This window comes from Paenibacillus sp. MY03, assembly GCF_002165585.1.
Classification (GTDB): domain Bacteria; phylum Bacillota; class Bacilli; order Paenibacillales; family Paenibacillaceae; genus Pristimantibacillus; species Pristimantibacillus agaridevorans.
On record NZ_MXQD01000042.1, the window covers coordinates 82,374 to 105,747 of the forward strand.

Sequence of the window (23,374 nt, forward strand, 5' to 3'; positions counted from 1 at the left end):
GATATGAATGTCCTGGATATCGAAGCTTTGTCGGTGTCGTTCCTGAATTATGATCGGGGTACGGAAAGAACGAATACCAAGGTAATTCATGGCTTGAATCTGTCAATTGGCCGCGGCGAGATCGTTGCGGTCGTTGGGGCCAGCGGTTCTGGCAAAAGCCTGTTAGCGCATGCGATTATGGGCATTCTGCCGCGAAACGCGGCGCGCACGGGCGAGATCAGGATGAACGGAAGGCTTCTAGATGAGAAGGAACTGCTTAAGGCGAGAGGGCGCACGTTAGCCTTGCTGCCGCAGTCCGTCGGTTATCTAAACCCGCTGCTCTCCGTCGGTCGGCAATTGCAAGGACCATTTGATAGTAAAAAGAGTATGGAAGCCAGGCAAGGCTTGTTGGCGCGTCTTGGTCTTGGTGAGAAAATAAATCGATTGTTTCCATTCCAGCTATCTGGAGGTATGGCGCGCAAGCTGCTGCTCGCCATGTCGGCTCAGCCGGAGACGGGTTTGATTATAGCCGATGAACCAACACCGGGAATGGGCTCGGAAGACGTGGCGGAGACGTTGCATTATTTCCGCGAGCTGGCGGCAGGGGGGACTGGCATTCTTATGATTACGCATGACCTGGAAGCTGCTGCAGGAACGGCGAACAGAGTGGTTGTGATGAGGGAAGGCGAAGTGGTGGAGATTGCTCAGGCTGGCAGTTTTGCGGGCGATGGCAGCCTCCTGCAGCACCCCTATAGCCGGGAGCTATGGCAGGCATTGCCCGGCAACGGATTTAAGCGGCCTGTTGCCAGGGAGGTTGAAACCATTGGGCAGAGCTAGTTTGCAAGGATCACGATTGGGCTGGCGGTACGGCAGCAACGAATGGTTATTTCGGGAGTATTCGGTCGAGATCACGCCGGGTGAGGTGGTTGGATTAATGGGGCCAAGCGGAACGGGCAAGTCGACACTTGGGAAGCTCCTGGCTGGCTATATGGTGCCAACGGAAGGAAAAGTGCTAGTCGGCGACAGAAGTCTGCCCGGTACCGGTTATTGCCCTGTTCAATTAATTCACCAGCATCCCGAGCTGGCTGTCAATCCGCGTTGGACGATCGGGAAGATGCTTGCGGAAGGCTGGCAGCCGGATACAAGCATGCTGAAGGCCTTTGGTATACAGGAAGCATGGCTGGAACGTTACCCGAACGAATTGTCTGGAGGGCAGCTTCAGCGATGCTGCATGGTGAGAGCGTTGGGGTATCAGACGAAGTTTATTGTCGCAGACGAGATGTCCGCCATGCTGGATGCCGTAACCCAGGCTGAAATCTGGCATGCCTTGCTCACGATCGCAAGCGAGCGATCCATAGGCATATTGGCTATCAGTCATGATGCGGCATTGCTGGATGTAGTTGCAGATCGACTCATTGGTTTAGCAAGCCTAACCTATTCTTAAGTAGAACGCCAAAAAACCAAGCTCCGCATTTGTCATACCCTGCATAGAATGAATATATACGGGTAATGAAGATGCGGAAGGGGTGCAAAGGCATGAGCAGGCGCACGATCAGAATCGTCTCTCTCGTCTTGTATGTCATATTCGTAATCGTACTGACGTTCAGCTCAATTCAACATTGGAAGGGCTGAGCAATTCCCGGACAGAAGTGTCCACGAACAAAGGGCAATTCCACGGTCGCAACGGACGACATCGCGGAATTGCCCTGATTGTTGTGCCATCATACTCTCAAGTGCTTACTTGCGCTTTCGATATTCCTTGGGTACAACGCCCTTCGTTTCGCGGAAGACGCGCGAGAACGTATTGTAGGACCCGTACCCGACCTCCAGCGCAATTTCGGATACGCTCATCTCCGTCGATACGAGCAAGCTGCAGGCATGACGGATGCGAAGATCATGCAGGAAATAAAGAAAGTTTTGTCCGGTTGTTTCTTTTATGACTTCGCTGATTCGGGACAGACTCATATTAAAACGCGCAGCAAGATCGCCAAGAGTAAGATCGTCCTGATAATGCTGATGAATATAATGAATGATCGGCCAGACAGAAGAATGCCTTCCATATGCGCGCCGGTCCAGTTGGATTCTGTCGCCGCTCTGACTATTCTCAGTCAGCGATCTGCGATGACGATCGAAACGGATAAGCAGCTCCTTAAGCCGAATTTGAAGCATGGTCTGCCTCCAAGGTTCGTTGCTCTTATATTCGCCGTACATTCCCTCAATAAGCGATCCGATTCTTTCGCGATCCTCACCCTCCAACTGAGCAAACGGCGGTGCGCCAACAGCGTCGATTAATCCTAGAAGTCTTTCCTGGGGGGAGGATTCCATAAGCAAATCCATGCTAAACATACAATTGTACAGGACAAGCCTGCTCCCCGGGTCCGTATAGATCTGATGCACTTGGTACGGAAGGACGAAGGTGAAGGTGCCTGGTTTCATGGGATGCAGCACCTCGTTGATGGATTCGGATCCGGATCCGTCCACTACATAAGAAAATTCCAGAAAGTCATGACGATGAGCGCGGAATCCCGAATGAAGCGTATTCAAGCTAATATGCAGAGGGCTGGAAGTATTCATATTTGGATAGTTTTTGAGATAATCCGGGAAGTAAGTCATGTCGGAATCGCAGCCTCCGAAGAAATGAGATATTTATCGAAATTCAGGGACGAAATTACCCTCTTGCTATCTTATCATAAAAGTCGTAGTGTTCGGTAAGCGTTTGCTGCTGGAATTACTGGAACGATGTGACGATCAGGAGGAATTATAGAGATGGCAAACGGTAAAATCAGAATCGGCATTATTGGTGCAGGCAACATTGGCGGCGTGCATGCCAGAGAATTCTCGGCTTTAACAGAGCAATGCGAAATTACAGCGATTACGGATGCTTATTTGCCGCTGGCGCAGGAGAAGGCTTCCGTGTATGGAATTCCTAATGTGGTAGAATCTCCGGAAGCCTTGATCGGTCTCAGCGATGTCGATGCTGTTATCGTCGGCGTGCCGAACCAGCATCACGCGCCGCTTGCCATTCGGGCTATCGAAGCCGGCAAACACGTTTTGCTCGAGAAGCCGATGGCGATCAACAGCGAGGAAGCCCGCCGCATTTATGATGCTAGCCGCAAGTCCAATGTTATCGTAATGATGGCCCATCAAATGCGTTTCGAAGCTGTGCCTATGCAGATCAAGGAGCAGGTGGAGCGCGGCGAGCTGGGACGTATTTACACGGCGAAGACGGGGTGGTTCAGACGCAAGGGTATTCCGGGCTGGGGCACCTGGTTTACTCGCATGGACCAATCCGGCGGTGGTCCGCTAATCGATATCGGCGTGCATATGCTGGACCTCGCCCTTTATCTGATGGGCAATCCGAAGCCAGTGTCTGTGTACGGCGCAACCTACGCAGAGTTTGGTCCCAACCGCAAAGGAATCGGTACATGGGGAAAACCGAATTGGGATGGCATCTATGATGTGGAGGACCTTGCAACCGCGCTGATCAAAATGGAAGACGGCAGCACCTTGTCGCTTGAAGTCAGCTGGGCCGTTCATATGGATACGGACAATACGCCGTTTATCCATCTTATGGGCTCCGAAGGCGGCGCCAGCTACAAAGGCAGCTCCGGCAAGCTGCTGACGGAGAAGTTCGATCGTCCGATCGAAACGCCTCTTAGCAAGCCGGAGTCCGATGAAGGCGAGCGTACGCGCCTCAGCCGCCACTTCCTGGAGTGTATCCGCGAGGGCAAACAGCCGATTACATCTGCGTTGTCCGGCTACACCAACAATCTGATTCTTGATGCGATCTACGAATCGTCCAGAACGGGCAATGAAGTGAAATTGAATTGGGATTAGGAAATTATACGAATCCGGAGGAATGGACATGTTGAGAGGATTAACCGGCGCCGGACTTGGCGCTTTGGACAATCAGCGACAACTGATTGAACTGGCGGGACGTTACGGCTTCCAGGCAGTCGATACCGATGCTTTATCGCTTGTCAAAGAATATGGCGTCGATGGCGCTCGTGCGCTTCTCGCCGACAATGGCGTAGTTATTAGCTCCATTGGCTTGCCGGTGGATTGGCGCGGTTCGGAAGAATCCTTCCTAAAGGACCTGGAAGGACTGGCCGCGGTTGCAGCCGCTGCCAAGGCGCTTGGCTGTACGCGTTGCTGCACATACATCCTGCCGTCCACTGACGAAAAGGCAGCTCCGTTCATGGCTGCGGCGACACGCAGACTGCGACTTTGCGCGCAAGTGTTAGGCGCCTTTGGCATTTCGCTGGGCTTGGAATTTGTCGGTCCGCATCATTTGCGCACCCGTTGGGCGAATCCGTTCATCTGGACGCTCCAGGAGACGCTGGATTGGATCGACGCGATTGGCGAGCCGAACGTGGGCCTGTTATTCGACGCCTACCATTGGTATACGAACGGTTTGACGGTCGCCGACATCAAAGCTCTCCGCCCGGAGCAGATCGTTCATGTTCACATCAATGACGCGAAGGATGTGCCAGTAGAGGAAGTGCTGGACAACGACCGCGTCTACCCTGGCGAAGGCGTCATCGACCTTACTGGTTTCTTGCAAGGTTTGCAGACAATCGGTTACACAGGAACTGTCTCGCAAGAAATACTGTCCGTCCAGCCGCCAACAGGCACGCCGGAAGAGCTCGCAGCTCGCTCCCAAGCTGCCTTCAATAAGGTTTTCACCGCTGCAGGCTTGTAGATTCACCTATACACCACAACAGACTAGCAAAACAGATTAACTGGCTTATGATTCAGCCTTTAGGCTCCTGCCGTTCAATACGGGGGAGCCTTTTTGTATTTGTCGACAACATCAGTGAGTGATCATGCGCTTGAGTCCAAGAAAGCAAAATCAAAGAAAGCAAAATCAAAGAAAGCAACTCAAAGCAGGGACTATTGATTACTATCCCTTAAGCTCAGTGAACAACTTCAAGACTTACAACGTTAGGCAATCATTGCCTTATGCTCATTCCCGCATGTATGAAGGCAGGATAAGCCCAACACATTGCTCAATATCCCCAACATTCAGTTAATAACGAGCGAAGTTTAGGGAGTTCGTGTTGTGTTAAGTAAATTAGAAATTTATCGATTTGAATATCCCCAACATTCAGTTAATGGCGAGCGAAGCTTAGGGGGATTTGTGTTTTGATTATTAATAGGAAGTATCGATGTGAATATCACCAACGTTCAGTTAATAGCGAGCGAAGTTTAGGGGGATATTTCGTGTAGTGATTTAGTAAATGGGAATATCAAGGCGAATACCCCAACATTCAGTTGATTACGAGCGGAGTTTGGGGGGATATTCGTGTTGTGTTGAGTAATTGGAACTATCGACGCGAATTCTAGTATGGGAATTAATGTAATTCGATGGATTAACTTGAGCGTTCATGGAAACACCTGAAATCATCAAAGACTGTCCCTCGCATCAATATCCCTTTGGATCAGTTTAGCTATTTATTCGAGCTTTATAAAAGTGATGCACCTGTGCAAATATAGGAAAGCGATTATCTCCATACATTCTCGCCATTTTTCGGGATGAAGCACACCGGGCCCCCAAAGGATGATGATGGCCGTTGCTGCTTTTTATTCATGGTTTTTGCGAAAATGAGTCTTTAACTTCCGAAAGCGTGGGATGCGAAAATATAATTTGGAATTATTGGAAGCTAGTGTATGATCCGGTCATGGATGAGTTGGAAAAGCCATTGACGCTGATCCGTTCCTGAGCGGCGGGGATGGCGATGAATAACTCATGTCGCTAGAGTAATTTTTATTCGCTGCTGTGGTAGTAACAATCCTCGAAACCACACATGCCCGTAGTAGTTCGATAATAATTTTCTTTGGTGGATTGTAAATCGGATACAGAAGTGGTAAAATAAAAACAGAACATACGTTCTATTTTGTGAGGTGATTAATCTTGATAGACAAGGAAATTATCGATAGTTTTGCAGAACAATTTCCCGATGAGGCGGATTGTATTGCGCTTGTTGAGAAACTGCGATGGCCAGGGGGCTATCGTTGTCCTTCTTGCGATCATAATGAGGCATACCGGATACAGACTCGGAAGTTGCCGCTTTTTGAATGCCGACAATGCGGTCATCAGACGTCTCTAACGGCGGGAACGTTCATGCATGGAAGCAAAACTCCGATTAGCAAATGGCTACTTACCATATATTTAGTCGCAACACAAGCTAGTGGCATCAATGCAGTAAAACTTTCCGAAATTCTAGGTGTGACTTATAAAACCGCTTGGTTGATGCTTCATTTAATTAGACGTACTATAACCATGACGGATGGCCAGGAGCCATTGTCTGGACATGTCGAGGCTAAACATGAATTGTTTTAAGCTGATTTTTGGTTGGTTGAATCCCGTATGTCAAAGGAGAAATCGATGATTATTTCTCGCGAGGTCGGGAAGCAACAATCCCCCCGTTACAAGATTAAATTGATTACGGAATCGAAAACAGCCAGAGAGCCTTTAACGGAAAAGCAGGCTATGGAGTTTGCTGCGCAGCAATGCGATGGCGGTCTTCGGTCGTTTGCAATAAATCCAAGACATCAATTTAGCCGATACAAGACGGTGTTCGAGGATGAACGAAACGTTAATCGAACCAAGCTTATAATCTTACATTCCTCTCCAGCGATGTTCGAACAGCGGCAGCAACTCTGTTCTTTGGCGCCTTCCGAATCGCTTTCGGAAGTTGCGATGAGTGCTCGCGAATGGATGAGCCGAACCTTCAACGGAATAAGTGCGAAATATGCACAGCTTTATTTCGATGAGTTCTGTTTCAGATTAAGTCATGCAGACTGCGTGGAGGAAATTGTTTTCGAAAAGTTAGTATCCTTGTCATTTGGCATTAACATGTGTCGGATGCGGAAATCCTCATCTTACTTGCTATCCAATTTTTCATCTATTGGCAATAAATCAATGCAAATGGCTCAACAATCAGCTTAAAGTTTGCGCGAAGCGTTTCTGAACAGTCGGGATATTGATCAAAGGTGCTTCGAGGTATTGGTAATTTAACCAAAGTCCGGTTCGGCGGGATAATTTGTGGCGGTTGATCAAATAATGAACGGGAAGGAAGGATTGGGATCGGTGTCAGGTGTCGGCGGACATGACGGCTGCTGGCGATCGATCTTGAAGGAGGAGAGAGCATTGGCGTCCAAGGGGTCCATTTCTCAGGCAAGTTCCGGGTCAGGCAAAGGGGCGGCTGCTAATCGTTATCAGAAAATGTCGATGTCACCAAAAGAGTATCAAACGTTTGCCAAAGGGAAAGAACCGCCGCGTTCCGTGTTCGGCAATTGTGTGAAGGCGTTTCTGATTGGCGGGGCGATTTGTTGCTTTGGTCAAGTCATTATGGAGCTGTTCATGCATTTGATGAACATGACGCCCGAGCAAGCGAGCAATCCGACTGTAGCGGTACTCATTCTGCTCTCCGTCATTCTGACGAGTCTAGGCGTGTACGATAAGCTTGCTCAGTTCGCAGGCGCAGGCTCGGCGGTACCGGTGACGGGGTTCGCAAATTCGATGTGCTCCGCCGCGCTGGAGCATCGGAGCGAAGGGCTCGTACTCGGCGTAGGCGGAAATATGTTCAAGCTGGCGGGAGCCGTAATCGTCTATGGCACTGTTGCAGCATTTTTTGTAGGCATCGCTCACCTTATTCTTGGCACCGGGGGGCAATAGGATGCTCAAAGGCAAACAAACCTGGTGGTTCGAGAATAAGCCTGTGATCATCGGAGCGGCTACGGTGGTTGGCCCGGACGAGGGAGACGGACCGCTGGCAGCAGACTTCGATCTGGTCCATCCTGAGTTGGATATGCAGCAGAAAAGCTGGGAGAAGGCGGAGCGCTTGCTGCTGGAGCAAGCATCCGAATTCGCGATTCAGAAGGCCGGCTTGCAGCGCAGTGACGTGCAGTTCTATATCGGCGGGGATCTAATGAACCAGATCATCAGTAACAGCTTTGCGGCAAGATCGATTGGAGCGCCGTATATTGGCGTATTCGGCGCCTGCTCGACATCGATGGAGACGCTGGCCCTCGCGTCTCAGCTTGTCAACAGCGGTTCCGCGACCCAAGTGCTAGCCGGCACGTGCAGTCATAACTGTACAGCGGAGAAGCAATTCCGCTACCCGACGGAATACGGCTCGCAGAAGCCGCCGACGGCGCAATATACGGTCACCGGCGCTGGTGCAGCGCTCGTTGCAGCCGCGGGCAACGGTCCCGTCGTTGAGTGCGCGACAATCGGCAAGGTTGTTGATCTTGGCATAACCGATCCGTTTAATATGGGCGCGGCAATGGCCCCGGCGGCGGTGGATACGATCCAGACGCATTTTGAGGATACGGGTCGTTCGCCAGGGGATTACGATTTGATCGTAACCGGAGATTTGGCCGGGGTAGGCCATCCCATCGCCAAGGAACTGCTGATGCAGGACGGTGTTCCCATGGACCATACGGTATTCGGAGATTGCGGTCTAATGGTATACGATGTCCAAAAACAGAAGGTGCAAGCGGGAGGGAGCGGCTGCGGCTGCTCGGCTGTAGTGACTTACGGTCATCTGTTGAAACGTATTGCCAAGGGGGAGCTTAAACGTATACTCGTCGTTGCGACGGGAGCGCTGCTGTCTCCGCTTTCCTTCCAGCAGGGCGAGAGCATTCCCGGAATCGCCCATGCGGTAGCGATCGCTGCTGCCGGAAAGGAGGCGCAGGCATGATATTTCTCTGGGCTTTTCTGGTCGGGGGGGCCATATGCGTGCTCGGACAGTTAATGTTCGATGTGCTTAAACTGACTCCCGCCCATACGATGGCGACTTTGGTCGTTATCGGCGCCATCGTGGACGGCTTTGATTTGTACGAGCCGTTGGTCAAATTCGCCGGTGCCGGCGCGTCGGTGCCCATTACGAGCTTCGGTAACGCGCTCGTGCACGGGGCGTTGACCGAGCTGCATAATCAGGGCTGGATCGGCGTCATTTCCGGCATATTCAAGGTTACAAGCGCAGGCATTTCGGCTGCGATCATATTTTCGTTCCTCGCGGCGCTCGTCATTCGGCCGAAGGGATGAATTCACCATGGAGAATCCTGTAGGATTCTCCAATTTTTTTTGGATGACTGCGATTTGTGCGGGTTGAGCTAGTACTGTAAAATAGTATTATTGGCGCACATTTTATACCCACATTAGTGCGAGTTATAAAATTTTGGTTAATATAACTTTATTTTCCGGGAGGTCATTTCATCGTGGATATTCGTACCGACGACATGCAATTATGCTCATCGATTCTGGCTAATCTCAACTCTTGCATCCTGGGAAAAAAAGAAGAAATTGAAAGATTGCTAGTCGCCGTGCTGGCAGGCGGCCACGTGTTGCTGGAGGACGTGCCCGGCACCGGCAAAACTCAACTGGTGAAGGCGCTGGCCAAATCAATCGGCGGCCAATTCCGCCGCATTCAGTGCAATCCCGACCTTTTGCCTACCGATATTACGGGCGTTTCTATCTATCATCCCAAGCAGGAGACGTTTATGTTCCGTCCCGGCCCAGTGATGACCAACATATTGCTGGCCGATGAAATCAATCGAGCCACCACGAAGACACAATCCGCGCTTCTGGAGGCGATGGAGGAGGGGCATGTCACTGTAGACGGCGATACGTACGAGCTGCCGCAGCCTTTTGTTCTGCTCGCGACACAAAATCCCATAGAGTTCGAAGGGACGTACACGCTTCCGGAAGCGCAACTGGATCGATTTATGATGAAGCTGTCGCTGGGATACCCGAGCGAAGAAGACGAGCAAGGCATGATTGCCGGCAATCGCGCGATTCAGCCTTCGAGCATGATCCAATCGGTGCTTCAAGCAAGCGACGTTGCGCATATTCAGCAGCAAGTGCTGCAGGTGCATGTGGATGATGCCGTCGGCAAATATTTGGTCGGCCTTATTCGCGGCACGCGCGAGCATCCGCAAGTGGTGCTCGGGGCGAGCCCTCGCGCGACGATCGCGCTGGCTAGGGCCGCCAAGGCGGCTGCTTATCTTAACGGACGCAAATATGTAACCCCGGACGATATAAAAGCGCTTGCGCCATACGTGCTGTCGCATCGCCTGCTGCTGCGCACGGAGGCTCGCATGAACGGACTAAAGGCGGAGAACGTCGTTGATCAAGTGCTTCAGTCGACCAAAGTGCCTGTCCGGCTTGAGAGATAACGTATGAACGAGAAGAAGAAGCAGCGCTTCCGCAAGTCGTTCATCGCGGCCGTCTACGTCAGCAGCTTGTTCTACTTCTTGTTCCAGGGGGGCAAGACGTCCCTTATGCTCTTCATTATTCTCAATTTGCTGCTGTTGTATTTGCTGCTGGGACGCTACAGCGGCATTGCCAAGGTAAAGGGCAGCAGAATGCATGTTCTCCAAGGCTCGGGCTCGCAGCCGGATACATTAACAGCGGGGAGCTCGCTCGACGTGAACGTTGAGGTTCGTATTCCGGGTTACTATCCGCTTCCTTATGTCATTGTTCGCGACGGATTTGTCCGGCACGACGGAAGGGTATTTCAATTCGAGACGTCGTTTGTGCCGAATTGGAAGCGGACGGGCTCCATCGGCTACCGAACGCCTCCGCTTCCCAGGGGAGAATATCGCTTCGCGGAGACGGAATGTCTCGCTTACGACGTATTCGGCCTATTCGAGCATTCCGGCAGCTTTGCGACGGAATCGGCCTTCAGCGTGCTCCCGCAGACTGTTCCGCTTCGCCAATGGAGCGGATTTCAACGGGGAATTCGCGGACCGTATTCCCACGCGGCCGCGTCTCGTTCGGCGAAGGAGACCACGCAAATTAACGGCGTTCGCGAGTATCACTACGGCGATCGTTTGTCACGCGTGCATTGGAACGCCACGGCCAAAACGGGGGAATGGAAGTCCAAAGCGTTTGAACGAGAATCGCTTCCCCGAACGCTGCTTATTCTAGACCGGCATGCGGATTCCTATGGGGACTCTCAAGACCGCTTTGAGCTGGCCGTCTCCGTAACGGCATCGTTCATCGAGCACGGCCTAAAGGATGATACGGCGATGGGTCTTCTCTCCGCGGGCTCGAAAGTCACGATGCTTCCCCCGCGCTCCGGCGTGGAGCAGCGGAGCCTGGCCATGAAGCATTTGACCAGCGTGAGCCCGGATGCACCCTATCGGATCTATGATTCCCTCACGCGTTCGGAATATATGATTGAGCCCGGCTGCTTCGTACTGCTTGTTACGGCCGATATCGGCAGCGGCATGATACGAAGCATGGAATGGCTGTCCCGCAAAGGCGTGACGCCTTGTCTCATTCATATTGGCGATCCGGACGACAAGCTGAGCGGCAATATCGCCTGGAAAGGGCTTATTCGCAGCAGAGGTTGGCAGTTGTACGAAGTAAAGCATCTTCAGGATCTGCCTTCCGCCTTGGAAGGGAGCGTGACCGCATGAAGAAGGTATTATCCTGGGTCGGCGCTTATATGGCTGCCGGCTGGTATGAACGATTCGTTTCCTTATTCGTAGGTGTCATTCTGATGGCTTGCGTTGCGGTATTCGACGGATACTGGTGGCCCGAAAGCTACACGATCGCATATGCGACGCTTGTAGCGGCTATTATAGTGGACGCGCTTCTGCCGCAGAAGCTCAGATGGGTTCGCTGGACTTTCCAATTGATTGCCGCCATCTGGGTGACTTACCGCTTCGCGCGCAAGGAATGGTATATTGCTGCGCCGGCGGACAGCAGCGAATGGGGCTGGTGGATGGAGCAGCAGCTTGCTCAGCTCCATCCGTTTATATGGATTAGCTTGGCGTTGCTTGGCTTGCATATGCTGTTCGCGGCCTGGGCTACTACGCGGACGCGCTTGTTCGGCATCGTTGGCGCCGCTCTGCTGGTCTTGACTATAGCAGATTCCTTTACGCCAATCTGGTTGTGGGACGATGTGGCAATCGTCGTATTTACGGGCCTCTTATGGCTGGTCGTCCATCATCTGAGGAAGCTCCAATTGACGCATCCCGATAGCTGGAGGACGTTGTTCGAATATCCTGTCGGCCTAATAACGCCGACTTTTATCGTACTCGCGCTGCTAGTCTTGATCGGCGTGAATGTGCCGTCCACTGCACCTTTGCTGCAGGATCCTTACACCCTCTGGAAAAATGCCAGGGGCGAGCAGGTCCGCGTGTTCCTGGGAGACAAGGCCGTGCCGGCGAACAATACGCCTCAAAGTACAGCGAATGCCAGCTCCGGCTACAGCCGGGAAGATGGCTCGCTCGGCGGCGGCTTCGACTATGACTACTCGCCGATGATGACCGTTTCCACCTCCCAGCGGAGCTATTGGCGCGGGGAGTCCAAAGCCATCTACACGGGCACCGGATGGGTAGATGCGGACAATCGGACGATCGATACTACCGCAAGGGTGAACCAGGAGCAAGCTCTGCTAGCCGCAGAGGACCGTTCGCTTGCGGAGACGGTGGAAGTGAGCCAGATAATCTCGATGATCAGGGAAGATACTTATCCCGTTCTGTTCGGAGCGGCTCCCGTATCCAGCGTGAATTGGATCAACGAGGAAAGCGGGAACTTCTCTCCTAATCTCATGAGATGGAAGCCATATGAGTGGGAGCTGAGATGGGGCGATCCCGATTCGTATCCCAAGTCTTATTCGCTTACGTCAACCATTACGCTGCTGGATGAAGAAGGGCTTAAGGAAGCGGATGCGGCCTTCTCCGAGCAAAATCTGCAGCAGGTTTATACGAGCCTGCCGGCATCGTTGCCGCAACGGGTTCGAGACCTTGCGGTACAAATATCCGCAGGCGGCGCAAACGACTACGAGAAAGCTCGTCTGATCGAGGATTATTTGCGCAGCAACTTTGTCTATAATAACAAACCTGACTTGTCCAAGTTATCCGGAACAAGCGAAGACTTCGTCGATCAGTTTCTTTTTGAACTGATGGAAGGGTATTGCGACTACTTCTCTTCGGCGATGGCTGTGCTTGCCCGGAGTCTCGACATGCCGGCTCGTTGGGTAAAAGGATTTGCGCCGGGCGTGTTGCCTGCCGATCTTTACGGTCCGGGAGAAATGCTGGACGGCGAAGACTTCAACCCATCAGGCGCGGGGATGTACACCGTTCGCAACTCGGATGCCCACTCTTGGGTAGAGATTTATTTTGAGGGATATGGCTGGATCTCGTTTGAGGCTACAGCGGGCTTCTCTTTCCCATATATGGTAGCGGAAGGCGAAGAAACGCCACTGCCTACAGTAGCGCCTTCTGTTGATGAGCCGGTTGTCAATGCCGAGCCGCCAACAGAATCGAAGGGGGCTGCTGTATGGATGATCGTTGTAGTATCCGCTCTTGTTGCCGGAGCTGTTCTGTGGCTCGTGCTGCGTCGCCGCGATATTCCGGTCTTGTGGAACAAGCTGGTAGGCCGGGACTACTCGTCGAACGAACTGATTGTCGTCGAGACGAACAGGCTACTGCGCCAGTGTCATAAGCGAGGCATGCGCCGCGAGGAACATGAGACGCTGCGGGAAGCGATTCTCAGATGGTCGAAACAGCAGAAGAGGCTTACGGATGACTTCCGTTATGTGCTTGACAGCTTCGAGCATGCCAAGTACGGTCAAGCTGCCGTCTCACGCGAAGAGGCCGAGCGGTTTGCAGGCAAAATCCGTTATTTGATCGGTGAATTGAAATAACCTTGAAATTATTCCTACTATAATAATATATACCGCTTGCCGGTACGCCGGCGGCGGCTTTTTTTTGCAACAAATTCGGATTGTATGGTATAGTTTCGTAAGATAGCAGGCAGAAAGAGAGAGGGATCACAGAATGTTCGAAAGGCTTCTTCCGAATATGAGGGTGGGTTCGGTATACGAGATCGATCTAGATGTTCTCGCCGCCCAAGGGGTCCGGGGAATCATCACGGATCTGGACAATACGCTGGTCGGCGCCAAGGAACCGCTGGCAACCCCTGAACTGGTACTTTGGCTGGACAAGGTGCGGGATGCGGGGTTCAGTGTCGTTATCGTGTCCAATAATAATGAAACAAGAGTTGGCAGCTTCGCGGCTCCGCTCCAAATTCCGTTCGTTCACGCAGCTCGAAAGCCGACCCAAGGGGCATTTCGCAAAGCTCTTGCGATGCTGGGACTTAAAGCGAATGAAACCGTCATGATCGGCGATCAAATGATGACGGATGTTCTTGGCGGCAATCGAATGGGATTATATACGATTCTGGTCGCGCCGATTTCCCCGGCGGATGAGGGCTTTATGACGCTGTTCAACCGCCGGATCGAACGAATTGCATTGGCCAGACTGCGCAAGCGCGGATTGTGGTACGAGGAGGAAACGAAGTGAAAGACCAGCAACTAAGAGAACAGACGCCTTCCTGCGCGGGATGCGGCGTAACGCTGCAAACGGAAAACGCCGAGAAGCCGGGATTCCTGCCGGAGGCCTCGCTGCAGCGCGATCCCGTCATCTGTCAACGATGTTTCCGCATCAAACATTATAACGAGGCGTCTTCGGTTGCTCTTGATCAGGACGACTTCTTGCGGCTGCTCGGCAGCATCGGGACGACGAACAGCCTTGTTGTTCACATCGTCGATTTATACGATTTCGAGGGCAGTCTGATCTCGGGCCTGCAACGGTTCGTCGGCAATAACTCGGTGCTGCTCGTCGTCAACAAGATTGACTTGCTGCCGAAGGGGATGAACGTGAACCGTATTCGCAATTGGGTGCAGCGTGCAGCCAAGGCGCAAGGCCTTCGCACGGTGGACGTCATTATGTGCAGCGCGAAGCGGAACATGGGCTTCGAACATGTCATCGAAGCGCTTGAGCAGCATCGAGGCGACCGCGACATCTATGTGGTCGGAGCGACAAACGTCGGCAAATCGACGCTGATTAACCGTCTCATCCGCGATTACAGCAATATGGAGCGGGAATTGACTACTTCCCGTTACCCAGGCACGACGCTGGATGCGGTATACATACCGCTGGATGACGGCAAGTCGATTATCGATACGCCGGGAATTGTCTACTCCAGCCGAATGACGGAGGTCGTGCCGCGCAGCTTTCTGGGCTCGCTGCTGCCGGACAAGCCGATCAAACCGCTGGTGTACCAGCTGAACGAGCAGCAGACGCTGTTTATCGGCAGTCTTGCCAGATTCGACTTTGTCGAGGGCGAACGCCAGTCGTTCACGCTTTATATCTCGAACGCGCTGCATGTGCATCGCACGAAGCTGGAGCGGGCGGACGAGCTGTACGAGGAGCACAAGGGCGAGTTGCTGGGCGCTCCTTCGCGTGATGAGTTGGCTTCGATTCCGGAGTGGACGCGGCATTCCTTGCGCGTGAAGCCAGGCGAGAAGCAGGATGTTTTTATCGCGGGCCTGGGCTGGATTCAGGTCAATGGCCATCGCGGGGCGTTGATTGACGTTTATGCGCCGAAAGGCGTCAAGGTTCTTCTTCGCGATTCGATGATTTGATCCGTCCTGAGTGGACTTTTGTACTAGCGGTTAGAAAGTAGGGGAGCGGTTGTGACTGAGCACATTAAACGGGGGACCATAGACAGCCATACGGTATTGTATGGCGTCATCGGCGATCCCATCCGGCATTCCAAGTCGCCGATTATGCTAAATCGGGCATTTCGCGAAAGCGGCATTAACGGCGTATATACGGCGTTCCATATTACCTCGGAGTCGCTGCCGGCATTCATAGCCGGCGTGCGGGCGATGGGGATTCGCGGCGTTAACGTGACGATTCCGCACAAGCTGCAAGTGATGGAGCTGATCGACGAGATCGATCCGGGAGCTCGGGCGATTGGTGCCGTTAATACGATCGTCAATGATAACGGCAAGCTGATCGGTTACAATACCGACGGCATCGGCTATGTAAGATCTTTGAAGGAAGAAGCGGAGCCGAACCTTGCCGGCAAGCGGATCGTCGTAATCGGCGCAGGCGGCGCCTCGCGGGGCATCGTGTACGCGTTGCTTCAAGAAAAGCCGGAGTCCGTCGCGATCGCCAACCGGACGGTAGAGCGCGCGGAAGAACTCGCGGAATCGCTTGGCGGCGCTTCGGCGGGTGTTCACGCCATCTCCAATGATGAGCTGCAGCGCTGGTGCGGCGATGCGGATATCGTCATTAACACGACTTCGGTCGGCATGTATCCGAACGTAGGTCAATCGCCGATCGAAGCGGGGTGGATGAAGCCCGGCGCGGTCGCAAGCGATCTCATCTATAATCCGCTTCGGACGGAGTTCCTGCTGCAAGCGGAAGCGGGCGGCTGCAGGACGCATGGCGGGCTCGGCATGTTCATCTATCAAGGAGCATACGCGTTCGAATATTGGACGGGCAAGGTTGCGCCTGTTGCGGCTATGCGCGATACGGTGCTGGAGGCGCTCCAAGCAGGGCAATAAGATAATAAGCAATCTAGGTTTTTGGCGTGGCAAGCGCTGGCGCTGCCGCGTATTCGTATACGAAAGAAGGAACGGTATTCTATGTTAACAGGCAAACAAAAAAGACATCTGCGCTCTTTGGCGCATCATCTTCAGCCGATCTTTCAGGTCGGCAAGGGAGGCACGAACGATCATCTTGTCCGCCATATTTCCGAAGCGATCGAGACACGCGAGCTGATCAAAGTGTCCGTCCTTAACAATTGTATGGACGATCCTCGCGAGATCGGGGCGGAAGTAGCCGCGGCAGCCGGCGCCGAGCTGGTGCAGGTTATCGGCAAGACGATCGTGCTCTACAAGGAATCCAAGGATCACAAAAATATCGAACTGCCTTAGTGGTAGTTCAATTAATAGTAAATTACTACAACGGTACAGGGGGTGATCGGCGTGATCAAAGTTGGCATAATGGGCGGCACTTTCGATCCCATCCATATTGGTCATCTCATCGCAGCCGAGTCGGCGATGGCAGAGTGCGGGCTGGATGAAGTGTGGTTTATTCCTACTTCATCTCCGCCGCTCAAATCGGGCGCGCCAGGCGCATCCGAGAATGACCGCTACGAGATGGTAGCCGCGGCCATCGCTACCCAGGATCGGTTCCGCGTGCTGGATATCGAGCTGCGCCGGGGAGGCACCAGCTATTCCATCGACACGGTGCGATCGCTCAGGGAGCAACATCCCGATCACTCCTTTGCTTATATTATCGGATCCGACCGCATCAACGACTTGGCTAAGTGGCATAGAATCGAAGAGCTTGCCGAGCTCGTGACGTTTATCGGCCTCTCCCGGCCGGAGACGACGGCAACGCCGGAGCTGCTGCCGGAGGAGCTTCGCTGCCGCATAACTTTTGCGGAAATGCCGGCGATCGGCATATCGTCGACCGTGATTCGCGAACGGCTGGCGGCAGGGAAGTCGATCCGTTATCGAGTGCCGGACGCGGTATACGCAATGATTAGGAGGCATGGTTGGTATGGATCGACAAGAGATGATCGATAGAGTGCGCGCGGAGATGCCGGAGAAGCGGTGGCTGCATACGGAGGGCGTTATGGCGACAGCCATCGTGTTGGCGGAGCGGTACGGCGAGGATCCTCAGCGGGCCGAACTGGCGGCGATCCTGCATGATGTGGCCAAGTTCTGGCCCGTCGACCGTCAAGCGGCCGTCATACGCGATAACGCTCTGTCATCCGACGTACTGGACTATGACAAGGAATTGTGGCATGCTTTGGCTGGCGCATGGGTTGCGCGGCGGGAATACGGCGTAACGGATCCGGAGGTATTGGATGCGATCAACTATCATACGTCCGGCCGCCGAGGTATGACGAAGCTGGAGAAGGTGGTCTGGCTTGCCGATTACATCGAGCCGGGAAGAAATTTTCCCGGCGTGGACGATATCCGCGCGCTCGCCGAGCAAAGTCTTGATCGGGCCGTTCTTGCGGGGCTGGACGGCACGATCGGCGTATTGATCGCCAGAGGCAAGCGGATCTATCCGCTAACGGTGGAGGCGCGTAATGGATTGATCGAGGAATTGTCGGGCAAATCATAATAGAGGAAGTTCAAAAAGTCCGCTTCCCATCACGAAGTAGGGCCAATCAAACAAAACGATGACGCGTTTGCTAGGCGAACGCCAAAGGAGGCTCGTGAATGACCGTACATTCCGATGAATTGATGAAAATCGCGGTAGATGCCGCAGACGATAAAAAAGCCGTGGACGTCATTGCGCTTAATCTTAAGGAAGTGTCGCTGGTGGCGGATTATTTCGTTATCTGCAGCGGCAATTCCGATACGCAGGTGCAGGCGATCGCGACGGAGATTCGCAAGCAAGCCGAGAAAAGCGGGGCAAGGGTACGCGGTCTCGAAGGCATGGATACGGCAAGATGGGTGCTGATCGATCTCGGCGATGTGATCGTCCACGTCTTCCATCGCGAAGAACGCGAATATTACAGCCTGGAGCGGCTGTGGTCGGACGCGAAGGTCGTGGAATTCGCATGACGCTGACCGCTGGCACGAGACAGACCCTGCGCGTCGCAAGAGAAGTATCGCCTTACGGCTTCTTTCTGAGCGACGGCGAGTCGGAGGTGCTGCTGCACTATACGGAGCTGATCGGCTCCAAGCCGCATATCGAAGATTCCGTCGACGTGTTCATCTATTACGATTCCGAGGATCGCATCGCCGCGACAATGAAGCAGTCGCTGCTTCATCTTGGAGAGCTGGCGCGGCTTCGGGTGGTGGACGTGCATCCCCGGCTGGGCTGCTTCCTGGAGATGGGTCTTAGCCGTCACCTGCTGCTGCCGCTCTCGGAGCTGCCGGAGAGCATCCCGTATCGTCCGCTTCCCGGCGATGAAGTATACGTCACGATGCGCCATGACAAGATCGGCAGGCTTGTCGCCAAGACGGCCTTCGAGGAAGAGTTGTCTCCGCTCGTTTTCTCTGCTCCCGCTACGTGGAAAAATAGCTGGGTGGAGGGCTGGGTGACGAAATCGCTTCAGATGGGCTCTTTTGTCATCGTGGACGGCGGAGTCGTCGGCTTCGGCGTGTACGGGCTTATTCCGAGCCCGGATCGAACGAGGGCGCTTCGTCTCGGCGAACGCGTACGAGCCCGCGTCACCTTTATTCGGGAGGATGGCAGAGTCAATTTGTCGATGACGGAGCGCAAGGAAGTTGGCCGCGTCGAGGATGCTGACCGTATTTTAACGTTCCTTAAGGAACGCCCTGGCGGGGCTATGCCGTACTCCGACGAGACCGAAGCGGAGCTCATTAAGAAACGTTTCGGGATTAGCAAGTCCGCCTTCAAGCGGGCGCTTGGCAAGCTGATGCGGGAAGGTATCGTGACGCAAAAGGGGAGCTGGACTCATCTGGCTACCGAGCAGGAGGAGTCCGGTGCAGCCGGCGGTGCAACTCGCGAAGAAGGGACTGAAGGCAAGTGATCATGGGGCAATCCTACGGACAATTCGCGCTCGTTTATGATCAACTGATGGAGGATATGCCCTACGTAGATTGGCTCGGGTTCGCCCGCGAGAGCTGGTCGCGTTACGGCATGCCCTCCTCTGTTGTGGATTTGGGCTGCGGAACGGGGAGCTTGTCCATCCCGCTTGCGCGTTCGGGCTTCCATGTCTACGGCATCGATCTGTCTTCGGACATGTTATCCGTCGCCAGGAGCAAGTGGGACGAAACGCCCGAGCAGGCTGTACGGCCTCGCGCGGGCACGATTCGTTGGCTGCAGCAGGATATGCGGGACTGGGGGATCGGAGAGCCCGTAGACTCCGTCTTGTCGTTCTGCGATTGTCTTAATTACTTGACGGAGGAAGCCGATATCGAAGCTGCATTTCGAGCGACTTACCGGGCGCTTAAGGACGGAGGATCCTTTCTGTTCGACATGCACCCTCCGTCCCAACTGATCCGATACGCAGCGGAGCAGCCGTTTGTCCTTGACGAGCGGGATATCGCCTACATATGGACATGCGACTTCGAAGAGCAGCGCTGCCAGATCGAGCATAACTTGACGATCTTCGCGCGCGAGAAGGACGCCCGGTTCTACCGCTTCGAGGAAACCCACCATCAGCGGGCTTATGACCCCCAGTGGGTCGTTGCGGCTCTGCGCCGCGCGGGGTTCCGTACGGTGGATGAATACGCGGATTTTGAGTTTAAGCCGCGCAACGCCGGCTCGGAGCGTCTATTTTTTGCCGCGATCAAGTAATCGCAAAGTTTCGCTCAGAATCAACAACGAGCCTCTATCAGCGCTTTTTTAGGCGCGGGCAGGGGCTTTGTTGCTGTTCGCGAACCTCAACTTGCGACGATAGTTCGAACGTCCTGTTTTTTGGATGCTATTCATATCTGGTGTCGAAATGTCGATATTGGTAAGCATGTGCCAAAATGCAGAGCGAGGTTCCCGCGTGGTCGATTATTCCCTCAATGCATCCATAAGTCGACTGTTCATCGGCGACCCCGATGCCGGCTTGCGGGATGCGGAACGGCGTAATTTCCGCAGCTCCTCTTCCAGCCTGGATGCCTTGGATTCCAGTTCTTTTATATAGGCAAACACGTCCGTTGCGTCCATGCCGGACGCTCTCTGCATGTCCTTAAGCGCCGACAACACCTCTTCGGATGTCAGTTTTCTCATAATTTCAACCCCCATTATACCTATAAAATGTCACTATCCCATCATAGTCTTATCTGTTAAAATAGTCGAGCATGTCAAAAAAAATAGATTAATAAGATCTCCATAATTTTCATTGACTATACCTATATCTTGATGTAAAATCAGAAACATCAACTACATATTGATGGTTTAAGGGCTTATGAGATCTACCAATGGTATATCGCAACGAGGCGCAGCTGCCCGCTGTAAAGGGGTAGAAGCGCTTTTTCATTGCTAAAAATCAGTAGGGGAGCTGGCATGCGATGTTAGTCGTCTATGACTCGAAGACAGGAAACGTGAAGCGGTTCATCAACAAGCTGAATATGCGATCGGTGCAGATCGACGAAGATACGGAGATCAACGAACCGTTCGTGCTCGTCACTTATACGACGGGATTCGGTCAGGTGCCGGAGAAGGTAAACACGTTCCTGCGGAACAATCATGGACTGCTTCGCGGCGTATCGGCAAGCGGCAATCGGAATTGGGGGAGCGGCTTCGCCAAGAGCGCGGATACGATCTCCACGCTGTACGATGTGCCGGTCATACTGAAGTTTGAGTTGTCGGGAACGAATCGGGATATGCAATATTTTGTCGAAAGGGTGCGTGCCATTGAAGCTATTTGACGAACTAAGCACAGATACGAAAGCGATGGGAGCGACGGCGACCCTAGCCGAAGCCAAGGCCGAAGTGAAAAGCGATACGAAGCAAACGGACATGAAACATATCGAATTGAACAATCAGTTGATGCAACGCGGAGCTGACGGGTTCTACCAGTTAGAGAAAGACAAGGAAGCGGTCGAAGCATTTATGGCCGAAGTGGAGCAGAAGAGCATGAAGTTCGGCTCGCTGCGCGAGAAGCTGGACTACCTCATAACGAACGACTATTACGATGATGTATTCGTTAAATATACATTCGAGCAAGTGGAGGCCGTCTTCAACTTAACGGCAAATAGCGGTTTCCAATTCCAGTCGTACATGGCAGCTTCGAAGTTCTACAAGGATTACGCGATGAAGACAAACAACAAGGCGCATTACCTGGAGCAATATCCGGACCGCGTCGCGATTGTAGCCTTGCATTTGGGCGAAGGAGATGCCGACCGCGCGCTTCGCATCGCGGAAGCGATGATCGAGCAGCGCCTGCAGCCGGCGACGCCGACGTTCCTGAACGCGGGCAAGAGCCGCCGCGGCGAGATGGTATCCTGCTTCCTGCTGGAGATGGACGATTCTCTCAACTCTATCAACTACGTGCTGGGCACTTGCATGCAGTTGTCCAAGATTGGCGGGGGCGTGGCGGTCAATCTCTCCAAGCTTCGCGGACGCGGCGAGCCGATCAAAGGCGTGGAAGGCGCGGCCAAAGGCATCATGCCGGTGCTCAAGCTGATGGAGGACGCATTCTCCTACGCGGACCAGATGGGCCAGCGCAAAGGCTCCGGCGCGGGTTATTATAATATTTTCGGCTGGGACATTATTGAGTTCCTGGATTGCAAAAAAATTAATGCAGACGAAAAATCGCGTATCAAGACGCTGTCGATCGGACTCATTATCCCGAACAAATTTTACGAGCTGGCTGCCCAGAACAAGCCGCTGGTCGTATTCGGTCCCCATTCCGTGCATAAGGCTTACGGCCAGCATCTGGATGACATGGACATGGACGAGATGTACGATGAGCTTCTCGCCAACGACAAAGTAACGAAAAAAACCGTGATGAACGCTCGCGACATGCTGACAAAGATTGCGTCCATTCAGCTGGAATCCGGTTATCCATACATCATGAACAAGTCCAACGCCAACCGCGTACATGCGCTTAAAGATATCGGCAGCGTGAAGATGTCCAACCTGTGTACGGAAATCTTCCAGCTGCAAGAGACATCGGAAATCAACGATTACGGCGTGGAGGACTTCATCCGCCGCGACATCAGCTGCAACCTGGCTTCCCTTAACATCGTGAACGTCATGGAACGCGGCAAAATCAAAGATTCCGTTCATGTCGGCATTGAAGCTCTTACGACGGTCAGCGACCTGTCGAAGATCGACAACGCGCCGGGCGTGCGCAAGGCAAACGACGAGCTGCATTCCGTCGGTCTCGGCGCGATGAACCTGAACGGTTACCTAGCGAAGAACAAAATCGCTTACGAAAGCGACGAAGCGAAGGAATTCGCGAACGCGTTCTTTATGATGATGAACTTCTACTCCCTGGAAAAAAGCATGGAGATCGCGAAGGAACGCGGCGTCACGTTTAAGGACTTCGACCGTTCCGAGTACGCGAAAGGCACTTACTTCACTCGTTACATGGAGACGGACTACCGTCCGCAATCCGACCGCGTGAAGGAATTGTTCCAGGGCATGGAGATTCCGTCCCCGCAAGATTGGGCGGAGCTCAAGGAGAAGGTGCAGCGTCACGGCTTGTACCATGCATACCGTCTGGCGATTGCGCCAACGCAAAGCATCTCCTATATCCAAAATGCGACATCGAGCGTTATGCCGATCGTCGAGCATATCGAGACTCGAACATATGCGAACTCGACAACGTATTATCCGATGCCGTACCTGTCGCAGGATAACTTCTTCTATTACAAGTCGGCTTATAACATCAACCAATTCAAGCTGATCGACCTGATCGCGGAGATCGGCCAACATATCGACCAAGGCATCTCCACCGTTCTTCACGTTAACAGCAACGTGACGACCCGCGAGCTGGCGCGCTTCTACGTCTACGCCGCTCAAAAGGGCCTGAAGTCGCTGTACTATACAAGAACGAAGCGCCTGTCTGTCGAAGAATGCACAAGCTGCGCCGTTTAAAGCGCAGCTTCACCCTGCGGGTGGATCGAACCCGCGACTATGTAGC

25 protein-coding genes are annotated in these 23,374 nt (G+C 53.3%); 23 read left to right on the forward strand and 2 right to left on the reverse strand.

The features are described from left to right. Window positions 1–3: 3 nt before the first annotated feature. Window positions 4–816 carry an ATP-binding cassette domain-containing protein gene (locus tag B1748_RS26945; RefSeq protein ID WP_087571036.1) on the forward strand — a complete coding sequence of 271 codons (813 nt, stop codon included), beginning with the start codon at window positions 4–6 and terminating at the stop codon, window positions 814–816. Further along, complete coding sequence (locus B1748_RS26950) at window positions 803–1,423, forward strand: ABC transporter ATP-binding protein (RefSeq protein WP_256975957.1); 621 nt, start codon at window positions 803–805, stop codon at window positions 1,421–1,423. Before B1748_RS26945 ends, B1748_RS26950 begins: the two co-directional genes overlap by 14 nt. Window positions 1,424–1,716: 293 nt before the next feature. Here B1748_RS26950 and B1748_RS26955 read toward each other — a convergent pair whose 3' ends face one another. Then, entirely contained in the window at window positions 1,717–2,592 is an 876-nt protein-coding gene (locus tag B1748_RS26955) for a helix-turn-helix domain-containing protein (protein ID WP_087571038.1), read from the reverse strand. Window positions 2,593–2,745: 153 nt separating this feature from the next. Between B1748_RS26955 and B1748_RS26960 the strand changes: the two genes are divergently transcribed. The 19 genes from B1748_RS26960 (at window position 2,746) to B1748_RS27050 (ending at window position 20,088) form a co-directional block, all read left to right on the forward strand. Further along, window positions 2,746–3,816: a Gfo/Idh/MocA family protein gene (locus tag B1748_RS26960; protein ID WP_087571039.1), complete on the forward strand. Its 1,071-nt coding sequence runs from the start codon at window positions 2,746–2,748 to the stop codon at window positions 3,814–3,816. 28 nt (window positions 3,817–3,844) lie between these two features. Further along, the gene (locus tag B1748_RS26965; protein WP_087571040.1) at window positions 3,845–4,681 is read left to right on the forward strand and encodes a sugar phosphate isomerase/epimerase family protein; all 837 of its coding nucleotides are present in this window, start codon (window positions 3,845–3,847) and stop codon (window positions 4,679–4,681) included. A gap of 1,212 nt (window positions 4,682–5,893) precedes the next feature. Then, a complete protein-coding gene (locus tag B1748_RS26970; RefSeq protein ID WP_179215847.1) occupies window positions 5,894–6,322 on the forward strand; it encodes a transposase in 429 nt (142 codons plus the stop codon). 45 nt (window positions 6,323–6,367) lie between these two features. Beyond that, window positions 6,368–6,931, forward strand: a complete 564-nt coding sequence (locus B1748_RS26975) for a hypothetical protein (protein WP_087571042.1) — start codon at window positions 6,368–6,370, stop codon at window positions 6,929–6,931. 276 nt (window positions 6,932–7,207) lie between these two features. After that, window positions 7,208–7,660, forward strand: coding sequence for a stage V sporulation protein AC (gene spoVAC, locus B1748_RS26980; RefSeq protein ID WP_087571082.1), 453 nt, complete (start codon window positions 7,208–7,210; stop codon window positions 7,658–7,660). Window position 7,661: 1 nt separating this feature from the next. Continuing rightward, the gene (spoVAD, locus tag B1748_RS26985; RefSeq protein WP_087571043.1) at window positions 7,662–8,687 is read left to right on the forward strand and encodes a stage V sporulation protein AD; all 1,026 of its coding nucleotides are present in this window, start codon (window positions 7,662–7,664) and stop codon (window positions 8,685–8,687) included. After that, window positions 8,684–9,034, forward strand: a complete 351-nt coding sequence (gene spoVAE / locus B1748_RS26990) for a stage V sporulation protein AE (protein ID WP_087571044.1) — start codon at window positions 8,684–8,686, stop codon at window positions 9,032–9,034. The genes spoVAD and spoVAE overlap by 4 nt, the downstream gene beginning before the upstream one ends. Before the next feature lie 194 nt (window positions 9,035–9,228). Next, window positions 9,229–10,164, forward strand: a complete 936-nt coding sequence (locus B1748_RS26995) for an AAA family ATPase (protein WP_087571083.1) — start codon at window positions 9,229–9,231, stop codon at window positions 10,162–10,164. Between the two features lie 3 nt (window positions 10,165–10,167). Continuing rightward, window positions 10,168–11,412, forward strand: coding sequence for a DUF58 domain-containing protein (locus tag B1748_RS27000; protein WP_087571045.1), 1,245 nt, complete (start codon window positions 10,168–10,170; stop codon window positions 11,410–11,412). Continuing rightward, window positions 11,409–13,649 carry a DUF4129 domain-containing transglutaminase family protein gene (locus B1748_RS27005; RefSeq protein WP_087571046.1) on the forward strand — a complete coding sequence of 747 codons (2,241 nt, stop codon included), beginning with the start codon at window positions 11,409–11,411 and terminating at the stop codon, window positions 13,647–13,649. Before B1748_RS27000 ends, B1748_RS27005 begins: the two co-directional genes overlap by 4 nt. Window positions 13,650–13,782: 133 nt before the next feature. Further along, window positions 13,783–14,307, forward strand: coding sequence for a YqeG family HAD IIIA-type phosphatase (locus B1748_RS27010; RefSeq protein WP_087571047.1), 525 nt, complete (start codon window positions 13,783–13,785; stop codon window positions 14,305–14,307). Then, on the forward strand, window positions 14,304–15,431 hold the full coding sequence (yqeH, locus tag B1748_RS27015) for a ribosome biogenesis GTPase YqeH (RefSeq protein WP_087571048.1): 1,128 nt from the start codon (window positions 14,304–14,306) through the stop codon (window positions 15,429–15,431). Before B1748_RS27010 ends, yqeH begins: the two co-directional genes overlap by 4 nt. Window positions 15,432–15,482: 51 nt before the next feature. After that, window positions 15,483–16,361: a shikimate dehydrogenase gene (aroE, locus tag B1748_RS27020; protein WP_256975958.1), complete on the forward strand. Its 879-nt coding sequence runs from the start codon at window positions 15,483–15,485 to the stop codon at window positions 16,359–16,361. An 81-nt stretch (window positions 16,362–16,442) separates the two neighbouring features. Then, window positions 16,443–16,733, forward strand: a complete 291-nt coding sequence (gene yhbY / locus B1748_RS27025) for a ribosome assembly RNA-binding protein YhbY (RefSeq protein ID WP_087571049.1) — start codon at window positions 16,443–16,445, stop codon at window positions 16,731–16,733. A gap of 54 nt (window positions 16,734–16,787) precedes the next feature. Then, a complete protein-coding gene (gene nadD, locus B1748_RS27030) occupies window positions 16,788–17,390 on the forward strand; it encodes a nicotinate-nucleotide adenylyltransferase (RefSeq protein ID WP_087571085.1) in 603 nt (200 codons plus the stop codon). Continuing rightward, window positions 17,365–17,937, forward strand: coding sequence for a bis(5'-nucleosyl)-tetraphosphatase (symmetrical) YqeK (gene yqeK, locus B1748_RS27035; RefSeq protein ID WP_087571050.1), 573 nt, complete (start codon window positions 17,365–17,367; stop codon window positions 17,935–17,937). The genes nadD and yqeK overlap by 26 nt, the downstream gene beginning before the upstream one ends. Window positions 17,938–18,035: 98 nt before the next feature. Next, window positions 18,036–18,383 carry a ribosome silencing factor gene (gene rsfS, locus B1748_RS27040; RefSeq protein ID WP_087571051.1) on the forward strand — a complete coding sequence of 116 codons (348 nt, stop codon included), beginning with the start codon at window positions 18,036–18,038 and terminating at the stop codon, window positions 18,381–18,383. Next, window positions 18,380–19,318, forward strand: a complete 939-nt coding sequence (locus B1748_RS27045) for a CvfB family protein (protein ID WP_087571052.1) — start codon at window positions 18,380–18,382, stop codon at window positions 19,316–19,318. Before rsfS ends, B1748_RS27045 begins: the two co-directional genes overlap by 4 nt. Window positions 19,319–19,320: 2 nt before the next feature. After that, window positions 19,321–20,088: a class I SAM-dependent DNA methyltransferase gene (locus B1748_RS27050; RefSeq protein WP_087571053.1), complete on the forward strand. Its 768-nt coding sequence runs from the start codon at window positions 19,321–19,323 to the stop codon at window positions 20,086–20,088. 204 nt (window positions 20,089–20,292) lie between these two features. Here the strand turns inward: B1748_RS27050 and B1748_RS27055 are convergent, their stop codons facing one another. Continuing rightward, complete coding sequence (locus B1748_RS27055; RefSeq protein WP_087571054.1) at window positions 20,293–20,511, reverse strand: hypothetical protein; 219 nt, start codon at window positions 20,509–20,511, stop codon at window positions 20,293–20,295. A gap of 281 nt (window positions 20,512–20,792) precedes the next feature. Here B1748_RS27055 and nrdI point away from each other — a divergent pair, with 281 nt between their 5' ends. After that, window positions 20,793–21,152, forward strand: a complete 360-nt coding sequence (nrdI, locus tag B1748_RS27060) for a class Ib ribonucleoside-diphosphate reductase assembly flavoprotein NrdI (protein ID WP_087571055.1) — start codon at window positions 20,793–20,795, stop codon at window positions 21,150–21,152. 91 nt (window positions 21,153–21,243) lie between these two features. Then, window positions 21,244–23,328: a class 1b ribonucleoside-diphosphate reductase subunit alpha gene (gene nrdE, locus B1748_RS27065; RefSeq protein ID WP_087571086.1), complete on the forward strand. Its 2,085-nt coding sequence runs from the start codon at window positions 21,244–21,246 to the stop codon at window positions 23,326–23,328. The last annotated feature ends 46 nt before the right edge of the window (window positions 23,329–23,374 follow it).